This is a genomic window from Lysobacter sp. Root690, assembly GCF_001427785.1.
In the GTDB taxonomy this organism is placed as follows: domain Bacteria; phylum Pseudomonadota; class Gammaproteobacteria; order Xanthomonadales; family Xanthomonadaceae; genus Lysobacter.
The window spans coordinates 17,652-35,794 of record NZ_LMHM01000015.1; the positions used below are offsets into that span (position 1 = coordinate 17,652).

Annotated in this window: 17 protein-coding genes; 9 read left to right on the plus strand and 8 right to left on the minus strand. The window is 66.7% G+C overall.

The window, feature by feature from the left end:
• Positions 1-51: 51 nt before the first annotated feature.
• Complete coding sequence (locus ASD86_RS17200; protein ID WP_056113320.1) at positions 52-1,032, plus strand: TerC family protein; 981 nt, start codon at positions 52-54, stop codon at positions 1,030-1,032.
• 106 nt (positions 1,033-1,138) lie between these two features.
• On the opposite strand, the gene ASD86_RS17205 is transcribed toward ASD86_RS17200, so the two are convergent.
• Positions 1,139-1,393, minus strand: coding sequence for a hypothetical protein (locus tag ASD86_RS17205; RefSeq protein ID WP_056113322.1), 255 nt, complete (start codon positions 1,391-1,393; stop codon positions 1,139-1,141).
• 100 nt (positions 1,394-1,493) lie between these two features.
• Here ASD86_RS17205 and ASD86_RS17210 point away from each other — a divergent pair, with 100 nt between their 5' ends.
• Positions 1,494-2,150 carry a DNA alkylation repair protein gene (locus ASD86_RS17210; RefSeq protein WP_056113324.1) on the plus strand — a complete coding sequence of 219 codons (657 nt, stop codon included), beginning with the start codon at positions 1,494-1,496 and terminating at the stop codon, positions 2,148-2,150.
• Here the strand turns inward: ASD86_RS17210 and ASD86_RS17215 are convergent.
• Positions 2,147-2,617, minus strand: a complete 471-nt coding sequence (locus ASD86_RS17215) for an SRPBCC family protein (protein ID WP_056113326.1) — start codon at positions 2,615-2,617, stop codon at positions 2,147-2,149. The two genes, ASD86_RS17210 and ASD86_RS17215, sit on opposite strands and share 4 nt — an antisense overlap.
• A 228-nt stretch (positions 2,618-2,845) precedes the next feature.
• On the opposite strand from ASD86_RS17215, the gene ASD86_RS17220 reads away from it, so the two are divergent.
• Positions 2,846-3,448 (plus strand): NAD(P)H-dependent oxidoreductase, encoded by a 603-nt coding sequence (locus ASD86_RS17220; RefSeq protein ID WP_056113328.1) that lies wholly within the window; start codon positions 2,846-2,848, stop codon positions 3,446-3,448.
• A 113-nt stretch (positions 3,449-3,561) separates the two neighbouring features.
• Here ASD86_RS17220 and ASD86_RS17225 read toward each other — a convergent pair whose 3' ends face one another.
• Positions 3,562-4,587 carry an isoaspartyl peptidase/L-asparaginase gene (locus ASD86_RS17225; protein WP_056113605.1) on the minus strand — a complete coding sequence of 342 codons (1,026 nt, stop codon included), beginning with the start codon at positions 4,585-4,587 and terminating at the stop codon, positions 3,562-3,564.
• A gap of 76 nt (positions 4,588-4,663) precedes the next feature.
• Positions 4,664-5,689, minus strand: a complete 1,026-nt coding sequence (locus tag ASD86_RS17230) for a cyanophycinase (RefSeq protein ID WP_082578464.1) — start codon at positions 5,687-5,689, stop codon at positions 4,664-4,666.
• 230 nt (positions 5,690-5,919) lie between these two features.
• Between ASD86_RS17230 and ASD86_RS17235 the strand changes: the two genes are divergently transcribed.
• The 3 genes from ASD86_RS17235 (at position 5,920) to ASD86_RS17245 (ending at position 10,830) form a co-directional block, all read left to right on the plus strand.
• Complete coding sequence (locus ASD86_RS17235; RefSeq protein WP_056113330.1) at positions 5,920-6,498, plus strand: sigma-70 family RNA polymerase sigma factor; 579 nt, start codon at positions 5,920-5,922, stop codon at positions 6,496-6,498.
• On the plus strand, positions 6,476-7,636 hold the full coding sequence (locus tag ASD86_RS17240; RefSeq protein WP_056113333.1) for a FecR domain-containing protein: 1,161 nt from the start codon (positions 6,476-6,478) through the stop codon (positions 7,634-7,636). Before ASD86_RS17235 ends, ASD86_RS17240 begins: the two co-directional genes overlap by 23 nt.
• Positions 7,637-7,761: 125 nt before the next feature.
• Entirely contained in the window at positions 7,762-10,830 is a 3,069-nt protein-coding gene (locus tag ASD86_RS17245) for a TonB-dependent receptor (protein ID WP_056113336.1), read from the plus strand.
• A gap of 167 nt (positions 10,831-10,997) precedes the next feature.
• Here ASD86_RS17245 and ASD86_RS17250 read toward each other — a convergent pair whose 3' ends face one another.
• Positions 10,998-11,765 carry a trans-aconitate 2-methyltransferase gene (locus tag ASD86_RS17250; RefSeq protein ID WP_056113339.1) on the minus strand — a complete coding sequence of 256 codons (768 nt, stop codon included), beginning with the start codon at positions 11,763-11,765 and terminating at the stop codon, positions 10,998-11,000.
• A gap of 308 nt (positions 11,766-12,073) precedes the next feature.
• Between ASD86_RS17250 and ASD86_RS17255 the strand changes: the two genes are divergently transcribed.
• Positions 12,074-12,952: an NAD(P)-dependent oxidoreductase gene (locus tag ASD86_RS17255; protein ID WP_235567797.1), complete on the plus strand. Its 879-nt coding sequence runs from the start codon at positions 12,074-12,076 to the stop codon at positions 12,950-12,952.
• Between the two features lie 6 nt (positions 12,953-12,958).
• Here ASD86_RS17255 and ASD86_RS17260 read toward each other — a convergent pair whose 3' ends face one another.
• The 3 genes from ASD86_RS17260 to ASD86_RS17275 form a co-directional block, all read right to left on the minus strand.
• The gene (locus ASD86_RS17260) at positions 12,959-13,372 is read right to left on the minus strand and encodes an MmcQ/YjbR family DNA-binding protein (RefSeq protein ID WP_056113341.1); all 414 of its coding nucleotides are present in this window, start codon (positions 13,370-13,372) and stop codon (positions 12,959-12,961) included.
• 346 nt (positions 13,373-13,718) lie between these two features.
• Complete coding sequence (locus ASD86_RS17270) at positions 13,719-14,108, minus strand: hypothetical protein (protein ID WP_056113613.1); 390 nt, start codon at positions 14,106-14,108, stop codon at positions 13,719-13,721.
• A 245-nt stretch (positions 14,109-14,353) separates the two neighbouring features.
• Positions 14,354-14,635 (minus strand): hypothetical protein, encoded by a 282-nt coding sequence (locus tag ASD86_RS17275; RefSeq protein WP_056113354.1) that lies wholly within the window; start codon positions 14,633-14,635, stop codon positions 14,354-14,356.
• 691 nt (positions 14,636-15,326) lie between these two features.
• Here ASD86_RS17275 and ASD86_RS17280 point away from each other — a divergent pair.
• The gene (locus ASD86_RS17280; RefSeq protein ID WP_056113357.1) at positions 15,327-16,382 is read left to right on the plus strand and encodes an ATP-binding protein; all 1,056 of its coding nucleotides are present in this window, start codon (positions 15,327-15,329) and stop codon (positions 16,380-16,382) included.
• Complete coding sequence (ntrC, locus tag ASD86_RS17285; RefSeq protein ID WP_056113360.1) at positions 16,379-17,779, plus strand: nitrogen regulation protein NR(I); 1,401 nt, start codon at positions 16,379-16,381, stop codon at positions 17,777-17,779. Before ASD86_RS17280 ends, ntrC begins: the two co-directional genes overlap by 4 nt.
• Positions 17,780-18,143 lie beyond the last annotated feature (364 nt).

Here is an 18,143-nt window from a genome sequence, read left to right on the forward strand (position 1 = left end):
CGCTTCGTGCCCTGCGGCTACGAAGCGCCTTTAATCATCCGGGAGAGTCATATGGAAACCATCGGTAGTCCGATGCTGTGGGGCGCGTTCGCCGCCTTCGTCGTCGTCGCGCTGCTCGTCGATCTGGTGCTGATGCGCCACGGCGGGCCGCACAAGGTCACCTTCAAGGAAGCCGCGTGGTGGTCCGTGGGCTGGATCGCGCTCGCGCTGCTGTTCAACGCCGGTTTGTGGTGGTGGCTGCGCGAACAATCGGGCGCCGAGATCGGCAATCGCATCGGCCTGGAATTCCTGACCGGTTACCTGGTCGAGAAATCGCTCGCGGTCGACAACATCTTCGTGTTCCTGATGCTGTTCTCGTACTTCGCCGTGCCCGAGGAACAGCGCCAGCGCGTGCTGGTGATCGGCGTGCTCGGCGCGATCGTGCTGCGCGCGATCCTGATCTTCGCCGGCGCGTTGCTGTTGGCCAAGTTCCACTGGATCTTGTACGTGTTCGGCGCGTTCCTGATCTTCACCGGCATCAAGATGCTGATGGCCGCGGGCAAATCGCCGGATCTGGACAACAACCCCGTGCTCAAGTGGATGCGCGGGCATCTGCGCCTGACCGACGACTACCACGACAGCAAGCTGTCGATCCTGCGCGACGGCAAGCGCTGGTACACGCCGTTGTTCGCGGTGATCGTGCTGATCGGCGTGACCGACGTGATCTTCGCGGTCGACTCGATCCCGGCGATCTTCGCCATCACCGAAGACCCCTTCATCGTGCTGACCTCGAACGTGTTCGCCGTGCTCGGCCTGCGCGCGATGTTCTTCCTGCTGCAGGGCATGGCCGACCGCTTCCACCTGTTGCCGTACGGCCTGGCGCTGGTGCTGGTGTTCATCGGCGGCAAGATGCTGTTGATCGACGTGTACAAGATCCCGGTGCTGATCTCGCTGATCGGCGTCGCCGCGATCATCGGCGGCTCGGTGGTGTTGAGTCTGATGCGTCCGGCCGCGGCCAAGCCCGGCGTCGGGCAGGGCTCCAGCGTGGTCTGACCGCGCAGCGATGACGCCACCCGGCCGAATCGCGATTAAGGCACATGGCGCGGCATCGATGGTTACATTGATGCCGCGCTGTCGCTTTCCGCCCCTATCGCCGGTGTCAGGACATGGCCAGAACCGCTAGTTCAAAAGCGACCGCTTCGGTGACGAAGAAGCCATCTACGCTCAAGCGAGCGACCGTGAAGAAAGCGGCGGTCGTGAAGGTTCCGGCGAAGAAAGCGGCCGCGAAGAAAGTCGCAGTGAAGAAAGCCGCGCCTGCCAAGACCGCGCCGATCAAGACCGCAACGAAGAAAGCCATCGCGGGGAAGTCAGCGGCAAGTGCGTCCGCGGCAGCGAAGAAGTCGGCCACAGTCAAAGCGAAAGCCAATGCTTCGGCACCCCGAGGCAAGACCCAGACCGCCGCACCCGCACGCGCGCTGGCGACCCGTCTCGACGACGCCCTGCATCAACTCAGAATGTCATCGAGCCAAGCCTATCGCGACGGCCTGGCGCGTTACGCGATTCCCACCGAGCGCGCCTTCGGCGTACCGATGGGTTCGATCCAGGCGTTGGCTAAGCGCCTGGGCCGCGATCACGAACTCGCGGCCGCGTTGTGGGACAGCGCCTGGTACGAAGCACGCCTGCTGGCGTCCTACGTCGACGACCCGGCCTGGGTCACGCCCGCGCAGATGGATCGCTGGTCGCGCGACTTCGACAACTGGGCGGTCTGCGACACCATCTGCTTCGCCCTGTTCGACCGCAGCCCGCACGCCTGGCGCAAGATCGAGCAATGGGCACCGCGCCGCGACGAATACGTCAGGCGCGCCGCATTCGCGCTGCTCGCCAGCAAGACCGTGCACGACAAACAGGCCGCCGACGCTTTGTTCCTGCACGGCCTGGAACTGATCGAGACCCACGCCGAGGACGACCGCAACTTCGTCAAGAAAGCCGTCAACTGGTCGCTGCGTTCGATCGGCAAGCGCAATGCCGTCCTGCATGCCGCCGCGCACGAAACCGCGACCAGGCTAGCCGCGCGCAAGGAGCCCGCACCGCGCTGGATTGGCAAGGATGCGCTGCGGGAACTCAACAGCGCCTCGGTGTTGGGGCGGCTGGCGAAAAAACGAGCCGGCTAGACGGATGGCACGGGATCGCCCAAGCGTTCGCAGTATGTCTTGAGCCCGGCGAGGCGTCGTTCGACCACGCTGGCGAAATAACGCGTCGCCAAGGGTTCGATGGCCCAGCGCGCGAACGCCGGGCGGGCGACTATCGAATAACGGAATCGCGCTGCGGTGCGGTTCGCGGCAGTTGCCTCGAACACCCACGAGCCGGCGAATTTGGCCAGGAACCAGGGTCCGTCGATCATCACGATCGCGGCATGGGTCGGTGGTTTGACCTGGACGAATTCCACCAGCATGCGCATGCCGAGCTTGGAGCGCACCCGCACGCGGGTGCCGATCGACAAGCTATCCGGGGCGCCGGCGACGACCTCGATGCGTTCTGGGAAAGGATCCCAGTGGTAGCGCACCGCGTAATCCTGCGATGCCCGATATACCTGTTGGACACTCGCGGCGATGTCGGCGGTGCGTTCGATGATGGCCATGGAGGAAGGCGCCTTGAAGATGGCTGGATTATCGCGCGTTCGCTTCGCTCCGATGCGGCCTGGATGCTGGCCTATCGTGATCGCAGCGGATAACGATCGTCATGAAGCCAAGTCGCGCGGGTCGGCTAGGATGGCCGCTGGCCGGTCCACGCATCTTGCAGGACTGGCGAGGTTCGACGGACCGAAATCGCCGTTGCGTTCACTGGCTCGTTTCGAGATTAGCTTCCCATGCTCGCATCCCTCATCGTCGCCAACCCGAGCCCCACCAGCCTGAGCCACGCGATGGCGCAGACAGCGCGGGACGTACTGACAGAGCACGGCTATCGCATCGCCTTCCACGACCTGTACGCCGAGCAGTTCAATCCGGTGCAGCCCACCGGCGAAAGCGGCAATGTCGGTTCGAGCGATCCGCTGGTCGAACGGCATTGCGAGGAGCTTGCGCGCGCCGAGTTGATCGCGATCTTTCATCCGAACTGGTGGGGCCAGCCGCCGGCGATTCTCAAGGGCTGGATCGATCGGGTGTTCCGCCTGGATACGGCGTACGCGTATCCGCCCGGCGTGTCCTACGAGGGCGTGCCGGTGGGCCTGCTGAAAGCGCGGCATGCGCTGGTGTTCAATACGTCAAACACGCCGGCCGACCGCGAAATGGCGGCGTTCGGCGATCCGCTCGAAGCGATCTGGGCGCGCTGCGTGTTCGGGCTGTGCGGCGTGGACAGCGTGATTCGGCGTATGTACGGCCCGGTGTCGGGTAGCGACGCGGCACAGCGCGCGCGGTGGCTGGACGAGGTCGGGGCGATCGTAGCCGCGGCGGCCCGTCGTGAAGTGGCGTAACGGCAAGCCGCATTGATCGCCGGCACGGTGCGGTTTCCATCCGGTGTGTCCGGTGCGGTATTACATCGATGCGGCGTCGCACGCCGCATCTGCAAAAGCCTCGCCGCGAAGGTTCAGCCGCCGGCTTTCGCCTCGCCCGGCTCCGCCAGCACATCGTCCTTGAACAAGGCCACATGCGGCTTGCCGTCCACGCCGATCCAGCCGCGGTACATGCCCTCGGTGTTGAACGGCAGGGCGAAACGGCCGTCGGTGCCGAGCACGATCGCGCCGCCGTCGCCGCCGGCTTTCGGGATGTCGCGGTTGATCACGCCTTCGCCGGCTTCGCGCGGGCTCTGGCCGGCGTATTGCATGCGCGCGCAGATCTCGTGCGCGGCGACCGCGCGGATGTAGAACTCGCCCCAGCCGGTGCCCGACACCGCGCAATGGGTGCTGGCGTAAGTGCCGGCACCGATGATCGGCGCATCGCCGACGCGGCCGTAACGCTTGTTGGTCATGCCGCCGGTCGAGGTGCCCGCGGCGAGATGGCCTTGCGCGTCGAGCGCGACCGCGCCGACGGTGCCGAAGTGCTTGGCGGTTTCCAGGTTGGCGTGGGCCTGGCCGGCGGCTTCTTCCTTGAGCGCCTGCTGCAATTGCTGCCAGCGTTTTTCGGTGCGGAAATACGACGGGTCGACCAGGGTCACGTCGTTTTCCTTGGCGAAGGCTTCCGCGCCGTCGCCGACCATCATCACGTGCTTGGATTTTTCCATCACCGCGCGCGCGAGCAGGATCGGGTTCTTGACCCGGTGCACGCCCGCGACCGAACCGGCGCGCAGGCCGGCGCCGTCCATCACCGCCGCATCGAGTTCGTTCTTGCCGTCGTGGGTGAACACCGCGCCGCGGCCGGCGTTGAACATCGGCGCGTCCTCGAGCACGGTGATCGCGGCGGTGACCGCGTCGATCGCCGGCTTGCCCGCGGCCAGTTGCTTGTGCCCGGCGCGCAGCGCCTGTTCGAGCGCGGCGCGCGCGTCTTTTTCGTCCTGCGCGTTCATGCCGGCGCGGACCACGCCGGCGCCGCCGTGGATCACCAGCACCGGTTGCGTTTTCGGCGCGGCGGCGGGAGCGGTGGGTTCGGCGGCCTGAGCCGCGGCGGCCGAGGCCATCAGTGCGACCAGACAGGCATGACGCAAGGCGTAGTTCATTCTCGGCTCCAGCTCGGTGGCGTGCGGTGGGTCGGCATCAGGCCGCGGGTTCGCGACGGATCAGCTGCCCGGATTCGACATCATAAAGCTCGTGCAACGCGGGCTGTTCGACCTTGAAATCGCGCAGGCGCAGGCGGCTGCCGGTGCCCAGGCCGATCACCTGTACCTCGCGGATGCTAAGCGGCTGGCCCGGCGCATACACCTGCGCCGACTGGCGCGGCCGCACCAGCCACACATGCCCGCCGTTGCCGCTGAACACCGTGCCGTGGCCGCGCGCGTCGATGCACAGCGCGGTGTACTCGTCCACGCCCAGGCCGATCAGATCGTCGCGCGCGTGTTCGTTCGACAGGCGTGCGACGAATGCGATCAATCGCCCGAGCCGTTCGCGCTTGCCGAAATGGCTGTCGGTGATGACGCGCTGCAGGTACGGCATGTGCAGGAAATCGTCGACCAAGGTCAGCTGCGGGCCGGTGGGATCGCGCAAGGCTTCTTGTGAGACCAGGCTGCCGCCGTCCATCGCGCCGTACGAATAGCCGCCGAGGATCGCCAGGCCGGCGCTGGTGCCGCCGATCGGCTTGCCGGCGCGCACGTGCGCATCGAGCGCGCGCGCGAGCGGCGTGTCTTTCCAGAAGCGCACGTACTTGGACTGATCGCCGCCGGCGAGGAAGATGCCGTCGGCATCGCGCACGATCGCCAGCACTTGCGGATCGCTGGCGGCGCGGCGGTCGTCGAACACCAGGGTCTGCGCGGCGGTGATGCCGCCGATGTCGTGGAAGAATTCGTTCTGCGCCTCGACCGAACCGGAGGCGCGCAGGATCACGATGCGGCCGTGGCCGGCGCGCTGGATCATCCATTCGAACGCTTCGCGCGGCCAGTCGCCGCCGCCGACCAGCATCATCCCGGCCTGGGTCGGAGCCGGTCGCGGCGCGGACAAGTCGCCGATCTGGTAGTAGCGGTAGCCTTCGCGCTGCGCGGTTTCAGCGGTTGTCGCGGGTGTTGTGTCCTGCGCATACACGGTCGAGCCGATGCCGGCGAGCAATGCGAACAACAGTGCCTTCGCCATCACGTGTTTCAACACGGCATGCCGCAAGCGCAGTCGCGCCGATCGCACGATCGACGTCGGTGTTGCCGACGAGGTCTTGGGTCCTTTCGACGTACTGCGCATCGCTCGGCCTCGGCAGGGATCGATGTAGATGACGAACCAGGCCGCAGCATCCCCCATCGCCTCGCTCAACACCGTCGTGATCGCGACCGGCGTGGTCACGCGGCCGGCGGTCGGCTAATGTCGGCGCAATGGACACCGCTCTCGACGCCTGGTTCGCCGACGAAATCCTGGTGCATGAAGCCGCGCTGGTGCATTACCTGCGCCGGGTCTGGGCGCATATCGACGATGTCCACGACCTGCGCCAGGAGATCTACGTGCGCGTCTACGAGGCCGCCGGACGGGCGCGTCCGCACCAGCCCAAGTCGTTCCTGTTCGCGACCGCGCGTCACCTGATGACCGACCGGCTGCGCCGCGGCCGGGTGGTGTCGATCGAGCCGGTGGGTGATTTCGAGTCCTTGAACGTCTTGGTAGATGAGGTGACGCCCGAACGCCGGCTCGGCGCGCGGCAGAACCTCAGACGCCTCGCCGACGCGTTCGACCTGCTGCCCGACCGTTGCCGGGAAGTGGTGTGGCTGCGCCGGGTCGAGGAGCTGCCGCAGAAGGAGGTGGCCGCGCGCATGGGCATCACCGAGAAGACCGTGGAAAAACAGGTCGCCAAGGGGATGCGTCTGCTGGCGGAGCACTACTACGGCGCAACGCAGTCGTCCGCCGACGATGCGCAGGACGCCGACAGGAATCGCGAACATGGCAGGAAGCAGACAGATTGAACGCGACGCCGCCGCTTGGCTTGCCAGGCGCGACGGCGGCGACTGGTCGCCCGGCGATCAGATGGAATTCGATGCCTGGATCGCGCAGTCGACCGCGCACCGGGTCGCGTGGCTGCGGCTGCGGGCGGCATGGGCTCAGAGTGACCGGCTGAAGGCCTTGGCCGCGGGCGTGCCGGCAGGCGAGGTGCCGGCGCGCGGTGCCTGGTCGGCTTCGCCGTACGCGCCGCGCGGCGAGGCTCAGGCAAGTCGTCAGCTTGATCAAGCCATCGCGAAGCAGTTCGATCAAGATGAAGACCCTAGCGCTGTCGCCGCACAGGAATCGACGGCTGCGCATATAACGGAGATCGGGACCGTATCGCCGATCGGGCTGAAGTTCGCGCCGCGCGTTGCTCCGCGCCGTCCGCGCACCGCGCGTTACGCCGCGGTGGCCGCGATTGCGGTGATAGCCGTGTCGTTGCTGTGGGGCTGGCAGCGCTATGGCGTGGTCGAACACCGTTCCTACCGCACCGCGATGGGCGCGCTCGATACGATCGGGCTCGCCGACGGCTCGCGCGCGACCCTGAGCAGCGACAGTCGCATCGACGTGGCCTTGTCGCGCGCGCAGCGCAACGTAGCGCTGGAACACGGCGAAGCCTTCTTCGACGTCGCCAAGGACCCGGGCCGGCCGTTCGCGGTCGACGCCGGCGCGCGCCGCGTGATCGCGGTCGGCACGCGCTTCTCGGTGCGTCGCGACGGCCACGACCTGCGCGTGGTGGTGACCGAAGGCACGGTGCGGCTCGAATCCGAACCGGTCGACGGCCGCGCGCAGCCGACCACGTTGTTGCCGGCCGGCAGCATCGCCCTGGCCGGCGCCAGCGGCGTGTTGGTGCGCAGCGGGTCGATCGAAGACGCCGAGCGTTACGTCGACTGGCGCAACGGCTATCTGGTGTTCCGCGACACCGCGTTGAGCGCGGCGGTGGCTGAGTTCAACCGCTACAACACCCGTCGCCTGGTGATCGGCGATGCCGCGGTGGGCGAGCTGCGGGTCGGCGGCAACTTCCGCTGGTCCAATGCCGAGGTGTTCGTCGGCCTGCTCGAACAGGCCATGCCGGTGCGCGCCGAGCGCCTGCCGGACCGGATCGTGCTGCACAGCCGCTGAGGCGGTCCCGCCTCGCATGCGCCGCGCTTGGGGGCGCCGTGCATGCGCGGCATGCGGGATTTTTCGAACTCGTTCGTCTGATAACACAACGGCGCCGCATGCGCGCCGATGGGGAGGGGAACCCGATGGTGCGTCGTCTGCGCGTGTTGCTGTTGAGTCTGGCCTGTACCGCCGCGCTGTCGGCGCAGGCGCAAGTCGCCGCGGGGGCGGTCGACATTCCGGCCGGCGATCTGGTCGCGGCGCTGGATGCGCTGGCGCGGCAATCGGGGGTGCAGTTCGTGTACCGCGCCGATCAGCTCAAGGGTTTGCGCACCGCGGGCGTGCGCGGCGCGATGCCGGCCGCCGATGCGCTCGACCGGTTGCTGCGCGGCAGCGGCTATGTCGCGCGCCGCGATGGGTCGGGGGCGATGGTGATCGTGCAGGCGCCGCCGCCGAAGGCCGCGCCCGCGCCGCCGCGCACGCCGCCGGCGAGCGGCGGCGCCTCGGCCGAACCGACTTCGGTGACCGAACTGGAAAGCATCCAGGTCACCGGTTCGCGCATTCCGCGCGCGCAGATCGAAGGCCCGGCGCCGATCACGGTGATGACCGCGCAGGAGATCAAGGCCAACGGCTTCACCAGCGTGCCCGACGTGCTGCGCGCGATGACCCAGAACGGCGGCGAGACCCAGAGCCAGCAATCGGCCAGCGGCGCGGACTTCTCGCCCGGCGCGCAACAGGTCGACCTGCGCGGGCTCGGTCCCAATCACACCCTGGTGTTGGTCAACGGCCGCCGCATCGCCGACTTTCCGATGCCGTTCAAGGGCCGCAGCAATTTCACCGACATCTCCAACATCCCGCTGGGCATGGTCGAGCGGATCGAGATCCTGACCGGCAGCGCCTCGGCGATCTACGGCTCGGACGCGATCTCCGGCGTGGTCAACTTCATCCTCAAGAAGCAGGCCGACGGCACCACCGTGGATTTCCGCATGGGCGACAGCACCCGCGGCGGCGGCGAGTCGTTCAACCTCAGCGTGTCCAGCGGCTACAGCAACGAGCGCTTCAGCGCGATCTACGGTTTCGAACTGCAGGCGCAGAACCCGCTGTGGGCCTACGAGCGCGCGCGCCAGGACTCGACCAAGGATGCGCCGACCGAATCGACGCGCGCGGCGCGGCGCGCGTTCCTGCGCACCAACTTCGACGACGAATACCTCGATCCGGGCGCGGCCTGCGCCGGACTGGCGCAACTCAATGGCGGCACTACCTATCGCGCTTCGCGCCCGGGCTGGGGCGCCGACGGCGAGGACGGTTATTACTGCGGCAGCGACGAGTCGATCGGCTACGGCACCATGATCAGCAAGCGCAAAGGCGTCAACGCGTTCGCCTCGCTGGGCTATCGCTTCGACAACGGCAGCGAGTGGTTCGCCGATCTGCAGATGGGTTACCACGAGCTGTCGATGTTCCGCGACGTGGGCAGCTGGAGCTATCAGGCGCCCGACGGCAACGAGGACGGCTATTTCTTCAATCAGGCCACCGATCAGGTCGAGTACTGGCAGCGCCAGTTTTCGCCGGAGGAAATGGGCGGCCTGGATGCCGGCACGATCCGCAATCGGCAGAAGACACTGAGCCTCACGACCGGCTTCAAGGGCCGCTGGGGCGAACACTGGGATTGGGAAGCGGCGTTGAGCCATTCGCAGTACCAGTCCACCATCAGCTGGCCGCAGATCGTCGCGTCCAAGGCCAACGATCTGTTCCTCGGCCCGCAACTGGGCACCGACGACGACGGCCTGCCGATCTTCAATGCCGACCCCGAGCGCCTGTATCGCCCGCTGACCCGCGCCGAGTACGACGCGATCGCCGCGCGCACCGTGTACCAACCCAAGTCGCGCACCGATACCGCGTCGGTGACCCTGACCAACACCGAGCTGTTCACCCTGCCGGCCGGCGCGGTCGGTTTCGCCGGCACCCTGGAAGTCGGCAATCAGAGCTACAACCTGCGCCCCGATCCGCTGGCGACGCAGTACTACTACTACAGCTGGCGCGATTCCGACGGCAAGGGCAGCCGCGACCGCTGGGCGGCGGCCGGCGAGCTGCGCCTGCCGCTGTTCGACAAACTCAACCTCAGCGTCGCCGGCCGGTACGACCAATACCGCTACGGCGGCCACGACATCGACAAGTTCACCTACAGCGCCGGCCTGGAATGGCGCCCGGTCGAATCGCTGCTGCTGCGCGGCTCCTACGGCACCGCGTTCCGCGCCCCTGACCTGCACTACGTGTTTTCCGGCGAAGGCAACCTGGAATCGTTCGGCGCCGACTATTACCGCTGCCGCACCGAAGAGCCCGATTCGGATCTGGGCGATTGCTCGTACTCCGACGAAAACCTAGTGGTGACCCGCCGCGGCAACCGCGAACTTGAGCCCGAGACCAGCACCGCGTGGACCGCCGGCCTGGTCTGGTCGCCGATGGCGAACCTGGATTTCTCGATCGACTACTTCAACATCGAACTGCGCCAGCAGGTCCAGGACCTGCGCATCGACGGCATCCTGCAGGACGAAGCCAATTGCCGGCTGGGCCGGCGTCCGGACGGCAGCGCGGTCGACGCGGCCTCGCCGACCTGCGTCGATGCGCTCGCGCGCGTCGGCCGCAACGACGACGGCGATCTATACAGCATCTACATCAACCCGATCAACATCGCCCGCGAACGCACCAACGGCATCGACTTCAACGCGCGGTATCGCCTGGAAACGCGCTTTGGCAGCTTGCGCTTCAACGGCAACTACAGCTGGGTGCGCGAACACGAAAGCCAGCAGTACAGCGGCGACCCGGTCGAGGACCAGTTCGCGGTCAACAGCGGTTTCGACATCCCACGCAGCAAGGCCAGCGTCAGCGTGAGCTGGGACAAGGACCGCTGGACCGCGACCTTGCACGGCGAGCGCCTGGGCAAGCTGCCGAACTACGATTCCTACAACCAGTCCTACGATCCCGACGACGGCGGCAGCCCGTGGGTCGGCGCGACCTACCGCTACAACGCCTCGGTGCAGTACCGCTTCACCGACCACGCCCAGTTGTCGCTGGCGGTGACCAACCTGTTCGACAAGCTGCCACCGAAAGACGCGACCTACACCAGTTATCCGTACTACGACGTGTCCTGGTTCGACACCGTCGGCCGTCAGGTGTACCTGCAGTACACCCACAAATTCGGCGGTAGCGCGCTTTAGTTACCCGCTTCCCGCCGCAGGGATGGCGGCGGGAAGCTTTTTCTTGCGGGCAAGAGGGCGGTTGATCCTTGGAGCGAGCGCATCGGAATAGCGACGGCCGATCCGCTACGCGTGCATGCTCTTGCCGATTCCCGATTCCCGATTCCCGATTCCCGATTCCCGAAGCCTCACCCAGCCGTGCGCGCGACCACGAAGATACGGCGGAACTCGAACCAGGTCGTGCCGTCGCCGCGCGGCGGATAAGCGCGATCGAGCATCGGCGCCAGTTCGTCGCGAAACCGCTGCCAATCGGCGTCGTTCAACGCCGACCGCACCGGCCGCAGCGCGGTGCCGGTGATCCACTCCAGCACCGCGTTCGGACCGGACAGGCGCTGCACGTACGTGGTCTCCCACGCATCGACCATGCAGTCCTCGCTGGCCAGCAGTTCGGCGTACTGCCGCGGCATGTCGACGGTATCGTCCTCGCGCAAACCGACATCGGCCAACTGCGGCGACCAGGCCGCGCTCGCCGCGAGTTCGCGGGTGAGCGCGTGCGAGGGCGCGTCGAAATTGCCCGGCACTTGAATGGCCATCCAGGCACCCGGCGGCAGCTCGCGCGCCCAGCGCCGCAGCAGGTCGCGATGCTCCGGCACCCATTGCAGCACGGCGTTGGAAATCAGCACATCGGTGTCGGGTTGCGGCGTCCACGCGCGCACGTCGACCAACCGCGCGTCGATGCCCGCCGCGCGCGCCGCCGCGACCATCTCCGGCGAGTTGTCGCTGGCTTCCAGCGTCGCCCGCGGCCAGCGCTGCGCCAGCGTGCGGGTGAGGTTGCCGGTACCGCAGCCCAGGTCGACCACCCGGCGCGGATGCTCGGCGCCGATGCGTCCGACCAGATCGAAGAACGGCCGGCCGCGCAGGTCGGCGAAGTCGAGGTATTTCTTGGGGTCCCACATGGCGTCGTCCCGTCGTCGCGTCGGCGATCACTATAAAGACCGGGTTTGAAGACCGCGCGACGGCAAACGCCAGACGCCGCACATCGACGGGCGGTCGCGCCATCGGGTGCGTGGTCGGAGCGATCGCCGTTCGGTCGTGGCCGCTGGTTCGTCGCTTACTCCAACGGCACGGGCTTCACCGGGCCAGCGTCGTGGCATTGAGCGATCAAGTTATCCGCCCGCGGGCGCCGTGGAGGTGGTCGCCGGTATCGGTCACACTGGCGGCGAGCCGCGCAAGGCCGGTGGCGCTCCACTCGCGGAGAAACTTCATGACGATGCAGATCGGTTTCATCGGCCTGGGCGTAATGGGCCAGCCCATGGCGCTCAATCTCGCCCGCGCCGGCATGGCGCCGGTGGTGTGGAACCGGTCCGCCGCCGCGTTGGCGGCATTGGCCGAGGCCGGCGCGCGCGTGGCCGACAGTCCGGCGCAGGTGTTCGAACAGGCGCGGGTGGTGATCGCGATGCTCGCCGACGAGGCCGCGATCGACGCGGTGCTCGGCCGCGGAACGCCGCGGTTCGCGACCTATCTGCGCGATCGCATTCTCGTCCACATGGGCACGACCTCGGCCGAGTATTCGCGGGCGCTGCAAGCCGATATCCGCGCGGCCGGCGGCGGCTATGTCGAAGCGCCGGTGTCGGGGTCGCGGCTGCCGGCCGAGGCCGGTCAACTGGTGGCGATGCTCGCCGGCGACGAAGCCACGGTGCAGCGGGTGCGACCCTTGCTCGCGCCAATGTGCAGCCAGAGTTTCGTCTGCGGCGCGGTGCCCAATGCATTGCTGATGAAGCTGTCGGTGAATCTGTTCCTGATCACGTTGGTCACCGGACTGGCCGAGTCGGTGCATTTCGCCCAGCGTCAGGGCCTGGATCTGCATCAGCTGCAGGCGATCCTGGATGCCGGACCGATGGCCAGCGCGGTGTCGAAGATCAAGCTGGCCAAGCTGGTCGACGGCGATTACTCGGTGCAGGCGTCGATCGCCGATGTGTTGAAGAACAATCGTCTGATCGCGCAGGCCGCGCGCGACGCGGGCATCGCCTCGCCCTTGCTCGACGTGTGCCACGCCCTGTTCGGCGAAACCCTGGCGCAGGGCCACGGCGCCGTCGACATGGCCGCGGTGGTGCGGGCGATCCAGGCGCGCAGTTCGGACTGAGTCCGCTCAGCCGCGAGGCCGGTCGAGCAAGGCGACGAATTTCTTCGGCGCCAGCACGCAATAACTTTCGACGATCAACTCGGCGATCTCATCCCAATCGGTGTGCGCGTCGATCGCGACGCCGACGATGTCGGCGAACCACGGCGGCTTGAAGAACGGCGTCCGGGCGAACTTCGGCGCCGCCAGCCGCGCGATCGGCAAACGAAACGTCAGCACCGGCAGCGGCCCGTCGCTGCCGGCCGCGTGCGCGTACGCCGGCGGCCAGCCGCGGTCGATCATCACCGCGTGAGCGAAATTTTTCTTGCCGATCATCCAGCGCACGCCGGTCCATGCGGATTCTTCGTGCACCTCGGGCAGGCCGAGGCAGATGGCGTTGAGTCTGGCGAGGATTTCGCTCGGAACGCTGGCGTGTTCGCTCATCGGGGCGGCTCGCGGTTGCGGGTTCAACGGCAGTGTCGATCTACTTGGCCGCATGGCGGTGTGCCAAAGCCGCATAGCCATCCGAGCCGGCGACACTTTGTGCCGCATCGTCAGCCGCGTCTACAACAGCGAAGCTTCGGCTATGTACTGGCCGAAGCTATTCCGAACTGCGCACGAACAGTCCGGGCAGCTGATCATGGTTCAGCCGGTCATCGTCAGCACAACGCGATGCCGACTCTCGGTGGCCGAGTACATCAATTACCGAAAGATCCAGAATTGCAGCACTTGAAGCCCGCAAGGTAGCCGGAGGTCATTCGACCGACGAAAACGGCCGCAGATTCAACCGCTATGCAGCACTAGCTAGCCGCGCCGACCGATCCATGAAGTACCCAACGATCGCCCCGATCGCGATCGGCACCAGCGCATAGAGCGGGATGAACACCAAAGCGATCGCCGCTTGCGCGTCCGCCGCCAGATCCAGCGAGTAATGGGCGAACGCGAGAAAGCCGAAGCCCAGCAGCACGGGCGCCCATAAGGACGACGGACGCTTGTAGAGGAAGCTGACGGCGATGATGGCGCCCCAGGCGATGGCGTTGAACGCCCCCATGAACAACCAGGCGCCGATGCCGTTGTCCGTGTATTGCTGAAGCCAGCCGATGCCGCGCGGCACACGCGCCGCATACGGCAGCAGTATCCCTACCAACATCACGAGCAGTCGCGCCTTGCGCATCGTCATGACGACCATCCTGGTTGCGATCCGCCCCCGAAGGGGAATGGCCGGATTCTCGACGGGACCACGGAGGGCGTCAATCGGAACTGCGTGGCGCCGCGCTCAATTCGCTGGATCCGCGCCGTCCGTGCAAGCCGATCGCCATTTCGAATTGTTTTTGGCCGACCTGTCCGCCAGACGCAAGAGCCCCGCCGAAGCGGGGCTCTTGCTGGATCATGTTTCGGCTAACCGAGCGGCCGCCGGCGCCGCGATCAACCTTCCGGAAGGTCGCATTTCATCCGCGCATCGATATGAAACGGCTTGGGCACGTCGGGGTTGGGGCTCTTCTGCTCGCCATCGATCTTGAACGAATCCGGATCGGGCTTGCCGCCGCGCTCGGTGCAGGCCGCGGTCAACTTCTCCTTCACCGAGGCCATGGCGCTGTCGCGAGTCGCGCCGGATGCGCTATTGGTCAGATTGACCACTTCCGCGAACGCGGTCTGGCTCATGCCGAAAGCGACACCCATCAGGGCGATCACATACCACTTCTTCATGCCTACTCTCCTTAGTAAACGACTTTGCTGCGCGTTGATGCTAATGCGGCGGTTGTTGAAATCATGTTATCCAGCGTCCGTCGTCAATGCGGCGTAAAGGGTTGGGCTGAACAACCGATACGCGGCTTCGTATTCAGGCGAGCGGCTGCGGATCCGATGACGCTCGTCGAGCGCGGGAAGGTACGATCTGTCCTGACGATGCCATCGACAATCGCCGAATTTCCAGGTGTTTTCTGGCGATTGTCCGGCGCATTCGTTCGTGGACCAAACTGCATAAGAAGCCGGCGAAGTTAAAGCGGTGTTACACAATCAAGAGCGTATGTACTCGCCTTCTTGATAGAAAGACAGATTGAAGGTGTTCTTAATGTGCCAATCGTCAAGCCATGCGCGAGTAGCGAGAACATCACGCTGCGAGCATTGTTGTTCGAGCCTTCGAGCCATCGCTTGAGGTCACAAGATGGCGGACGACCGTTATCGCTTCGACGGATGCACTTGAACGGTCTGTCGCGATTCACGCGATCGATCCACGCGTTCGATACGCACAGGCTCAGCAGGTCGGCATGACCACCGGCCAACGGATATCCCGCTTAGCCAGGGCAAGCGTCGTGCACCTGAAACGTGGCAAATAGCGACGCCATGCCCCTGCCCGCCGGCTCGATCCACCCCCGAAGCTTTGCACTAAGATGGTGCAATGCCCGCCCACCCCCAGCCCGCGCCCGACCTGAGTCTCGACAGCCTGACCACGCCGCTCGCCTGGAGCGATGCGGGCGGGACCTTGAGCGGCTGCAATACCGCGTTCTCGCGCTGGTTCGGGATCGGCGCGCGGCGCTTGCTCGGCTGGCCGCTGGCCGGCCTGGACGCGGGCGACGGCCGTCTGGCGCTGGCCCTGTCGCGCGAAGGCGGCGACGAGGCGCCGCTGCGGATGCGGCGGATGCGGCTGCGCTACGCCGATGGCGAGGAGCGTTTCGCCGACCTATGGTTGAGCCGGCGCGAGGGCGGCGGCTGGTTGTTGGAAGCGCATCCGGTCGACGAGTTTCCCGGCGACGATCCGGCCTTGCTGCTGCCGTCGGCGTTGTCGGCGTCGCTGAAGGGGCTCGCGCACGAGTTGCGCAATCCGCTAGCCGGGCTCAAGGGTGCGTCGCAGTTGTTGGCGCGGCGGGTCGACGATGCCGATTCGCGCGAGTTGATCGGCTTGATCGACAGCGAGGTCGAGCGCCTGACCGGTCTGGTCGATCGTCTGCTGACGCCGGCGCCGCCGCGGCCGCACGCGCCGTTGAACATTCATGCCGTGCTCGAACGCGTATTGCGTCTGGCCGAGGCCGACGCGGGTTGGGCGGTGCGGCTGGTGCGCGATTACGACCCGAGCCTGCCCGAATTCGCCGGCGACGCCGATCGCCTGATGCAGGCGGTGTGGAATCTGGTGCGCAATGCGATCGAGGCCGGCGCGACCCACGTCAATCTGCGCACGCGCATCGAACACGGCGTGCGCATCGCCGATACCTCGCATCCGATCGCGCTGCGCCTGGAGATCATCGACGATGGCCACGGCGTGCCCGACGAACTGGCCGAGCAGCTGTTCCTGCCCCTGGTGTCCGGTCGCGCCGAGGGCAGCGGGCTCGGGCTGGCGCTGGCGCAGCAGGTTTCGCGCGAGCATCGTGGCTCGCTCGCGTATCGCTCGCGGCCGGGCCACACCGTGTTCACCCTGCTGTTGCCGATGCATATCGAAAGCGAAGGAGACGCGGCATGAGCGCGGCGCGGGTATGGGTGGTCGACGACGATCGTTCGGTGCGCTTCGTGCTGGCGACGGCATTGCGCGAGGCCGGTTACAACGTCGATGCGTTCGAAAACGCGGCCGATGCGCTGGACGCATTGGACCAGCGCGGCGCGCCGGACCTGTTGTTCACCGACGTGCGCATGCCCGGCGATGGCGGCTTGGTGCTGCTGGAAAAACTCAAGGCGCGCGCGCCGTCGCTGCCGGTGGTGGTGATGAGCGCTTACACCGATGTGGCGAGCACCGCCGGTGCGTTTCGCGGCGGCGCGCAGGAATTCCTGTCTAAGCCTTTCGATCTGGACGATGCGGTCGCCTTGGCCGCGCGTACCTTGGCGGCGAACGAAGCGCAGCACGAAGTCGCCGAAACGCCGCAGGCCGCCGCCGATACCTTGATCGGCGACACCCCGGCGATGCTGACCTTGTTCCGCGCGATCGGACGCCTGGCGCAGGCGCCATTGTCGGTGTTGATCACCGGCGAAACCGGCACCGGCAAGGAACTGGTCGCGCGCGCGCTGCATCGCGAATCGCCGCGCGCGGCGCGGCCTTTCGTGGCCTTGAACACCGCGGCGATCCCGTCGGAACTGCTGGAAAGCGAATTGTTCGGGCATGAGGCCGGCGCCTTTACCGGCGCGCAGCGGCGCCATGTCGGGCGGTTCGAACAGGCCGACGGCGGCAGTCTGTTTCTGGATGAAATCGGTGACATGCCATTGCCGTTGCAGACCCGTTTGCTGCGGGTGCTGGCCGAAGGCGAGTTCTTCCGCGTCGGTGGACGCGAATTGATCCGGGTCGATGTGCGGGTGATCGCGGCGACTCATCAGGATCTCGAAACCCTGGTCGCGCAAGGACAGTTCCGCGCCGATCTGCTGCATCGCCTGGACGTGGTGCGCTTGCGCCTGCCGCCGTTGCGCGAGCGGCGCGCGGACGTGCCGCAACTGGCCGAACGTTTTCTCGCTTCGGCCGCGATCCGTTTCGCGGCGCCGGCCAAGCGCCTGTCCAAGCCGGCGTTGGAGCGGCTGCGCGCGCACGACTGGCCGGGCAACGTGCGCGAACTCGAGAACGTGTGCTGGCGCCTGGCCGCGCTGGCGCCGGGCGATACGATCACCCGCGAGGACATGGACGAGGTGCTCGGGGTCTCGGTGCGCAAACCGAGCGACGCGGCCGAATGGGAGGCGCAGCTGTCGTCGTGGGCGCGCGCGCAACTCGCCGACGGCCGCGCGAACCTGCATGCCGATGCGCGCGAGCGCTTCGACCGCGCATTGCTGGAGGCGGCGCTTGAGCACACCGGCGGGCGGCGCACCGAGGCGGCGACGCGGTTGGGCCTGGGGCGCAATACCTTGACGCGCAAGTTGGGGCCGGGGCGTAAGCGCAGTTAGCCGTTCGATGACAGATCGGTCTTCAATATTCCTGGGCTGGTGATGACCGGCCCGACCGGGCGGACGCTGCGGAATCTTTTGTGGGAGGGCCTTCAGGCCCGACGCTGTTCGTTCCGGTCGAGGTTCGAGTGGAGGTCTGGGTCAGCAGACGCTTCGTGCTTAACCGGCATTGCACGGCGATCCGAGCCGAAAGCGTCGGGCCTGAAGGCCCACCCAAAAAAGACTTCGTGGCATCACGGCGGCTGTGCGAACAGCGCGGTCCGCGATGGCTAAGCCTGCACGCATCGCGGTAATGCGGCACTTGGCGGAATCGCAGGGCTCGTACCGCGCTGCCGTCGCGACCGCCATAATCGAGCGGCCAGCC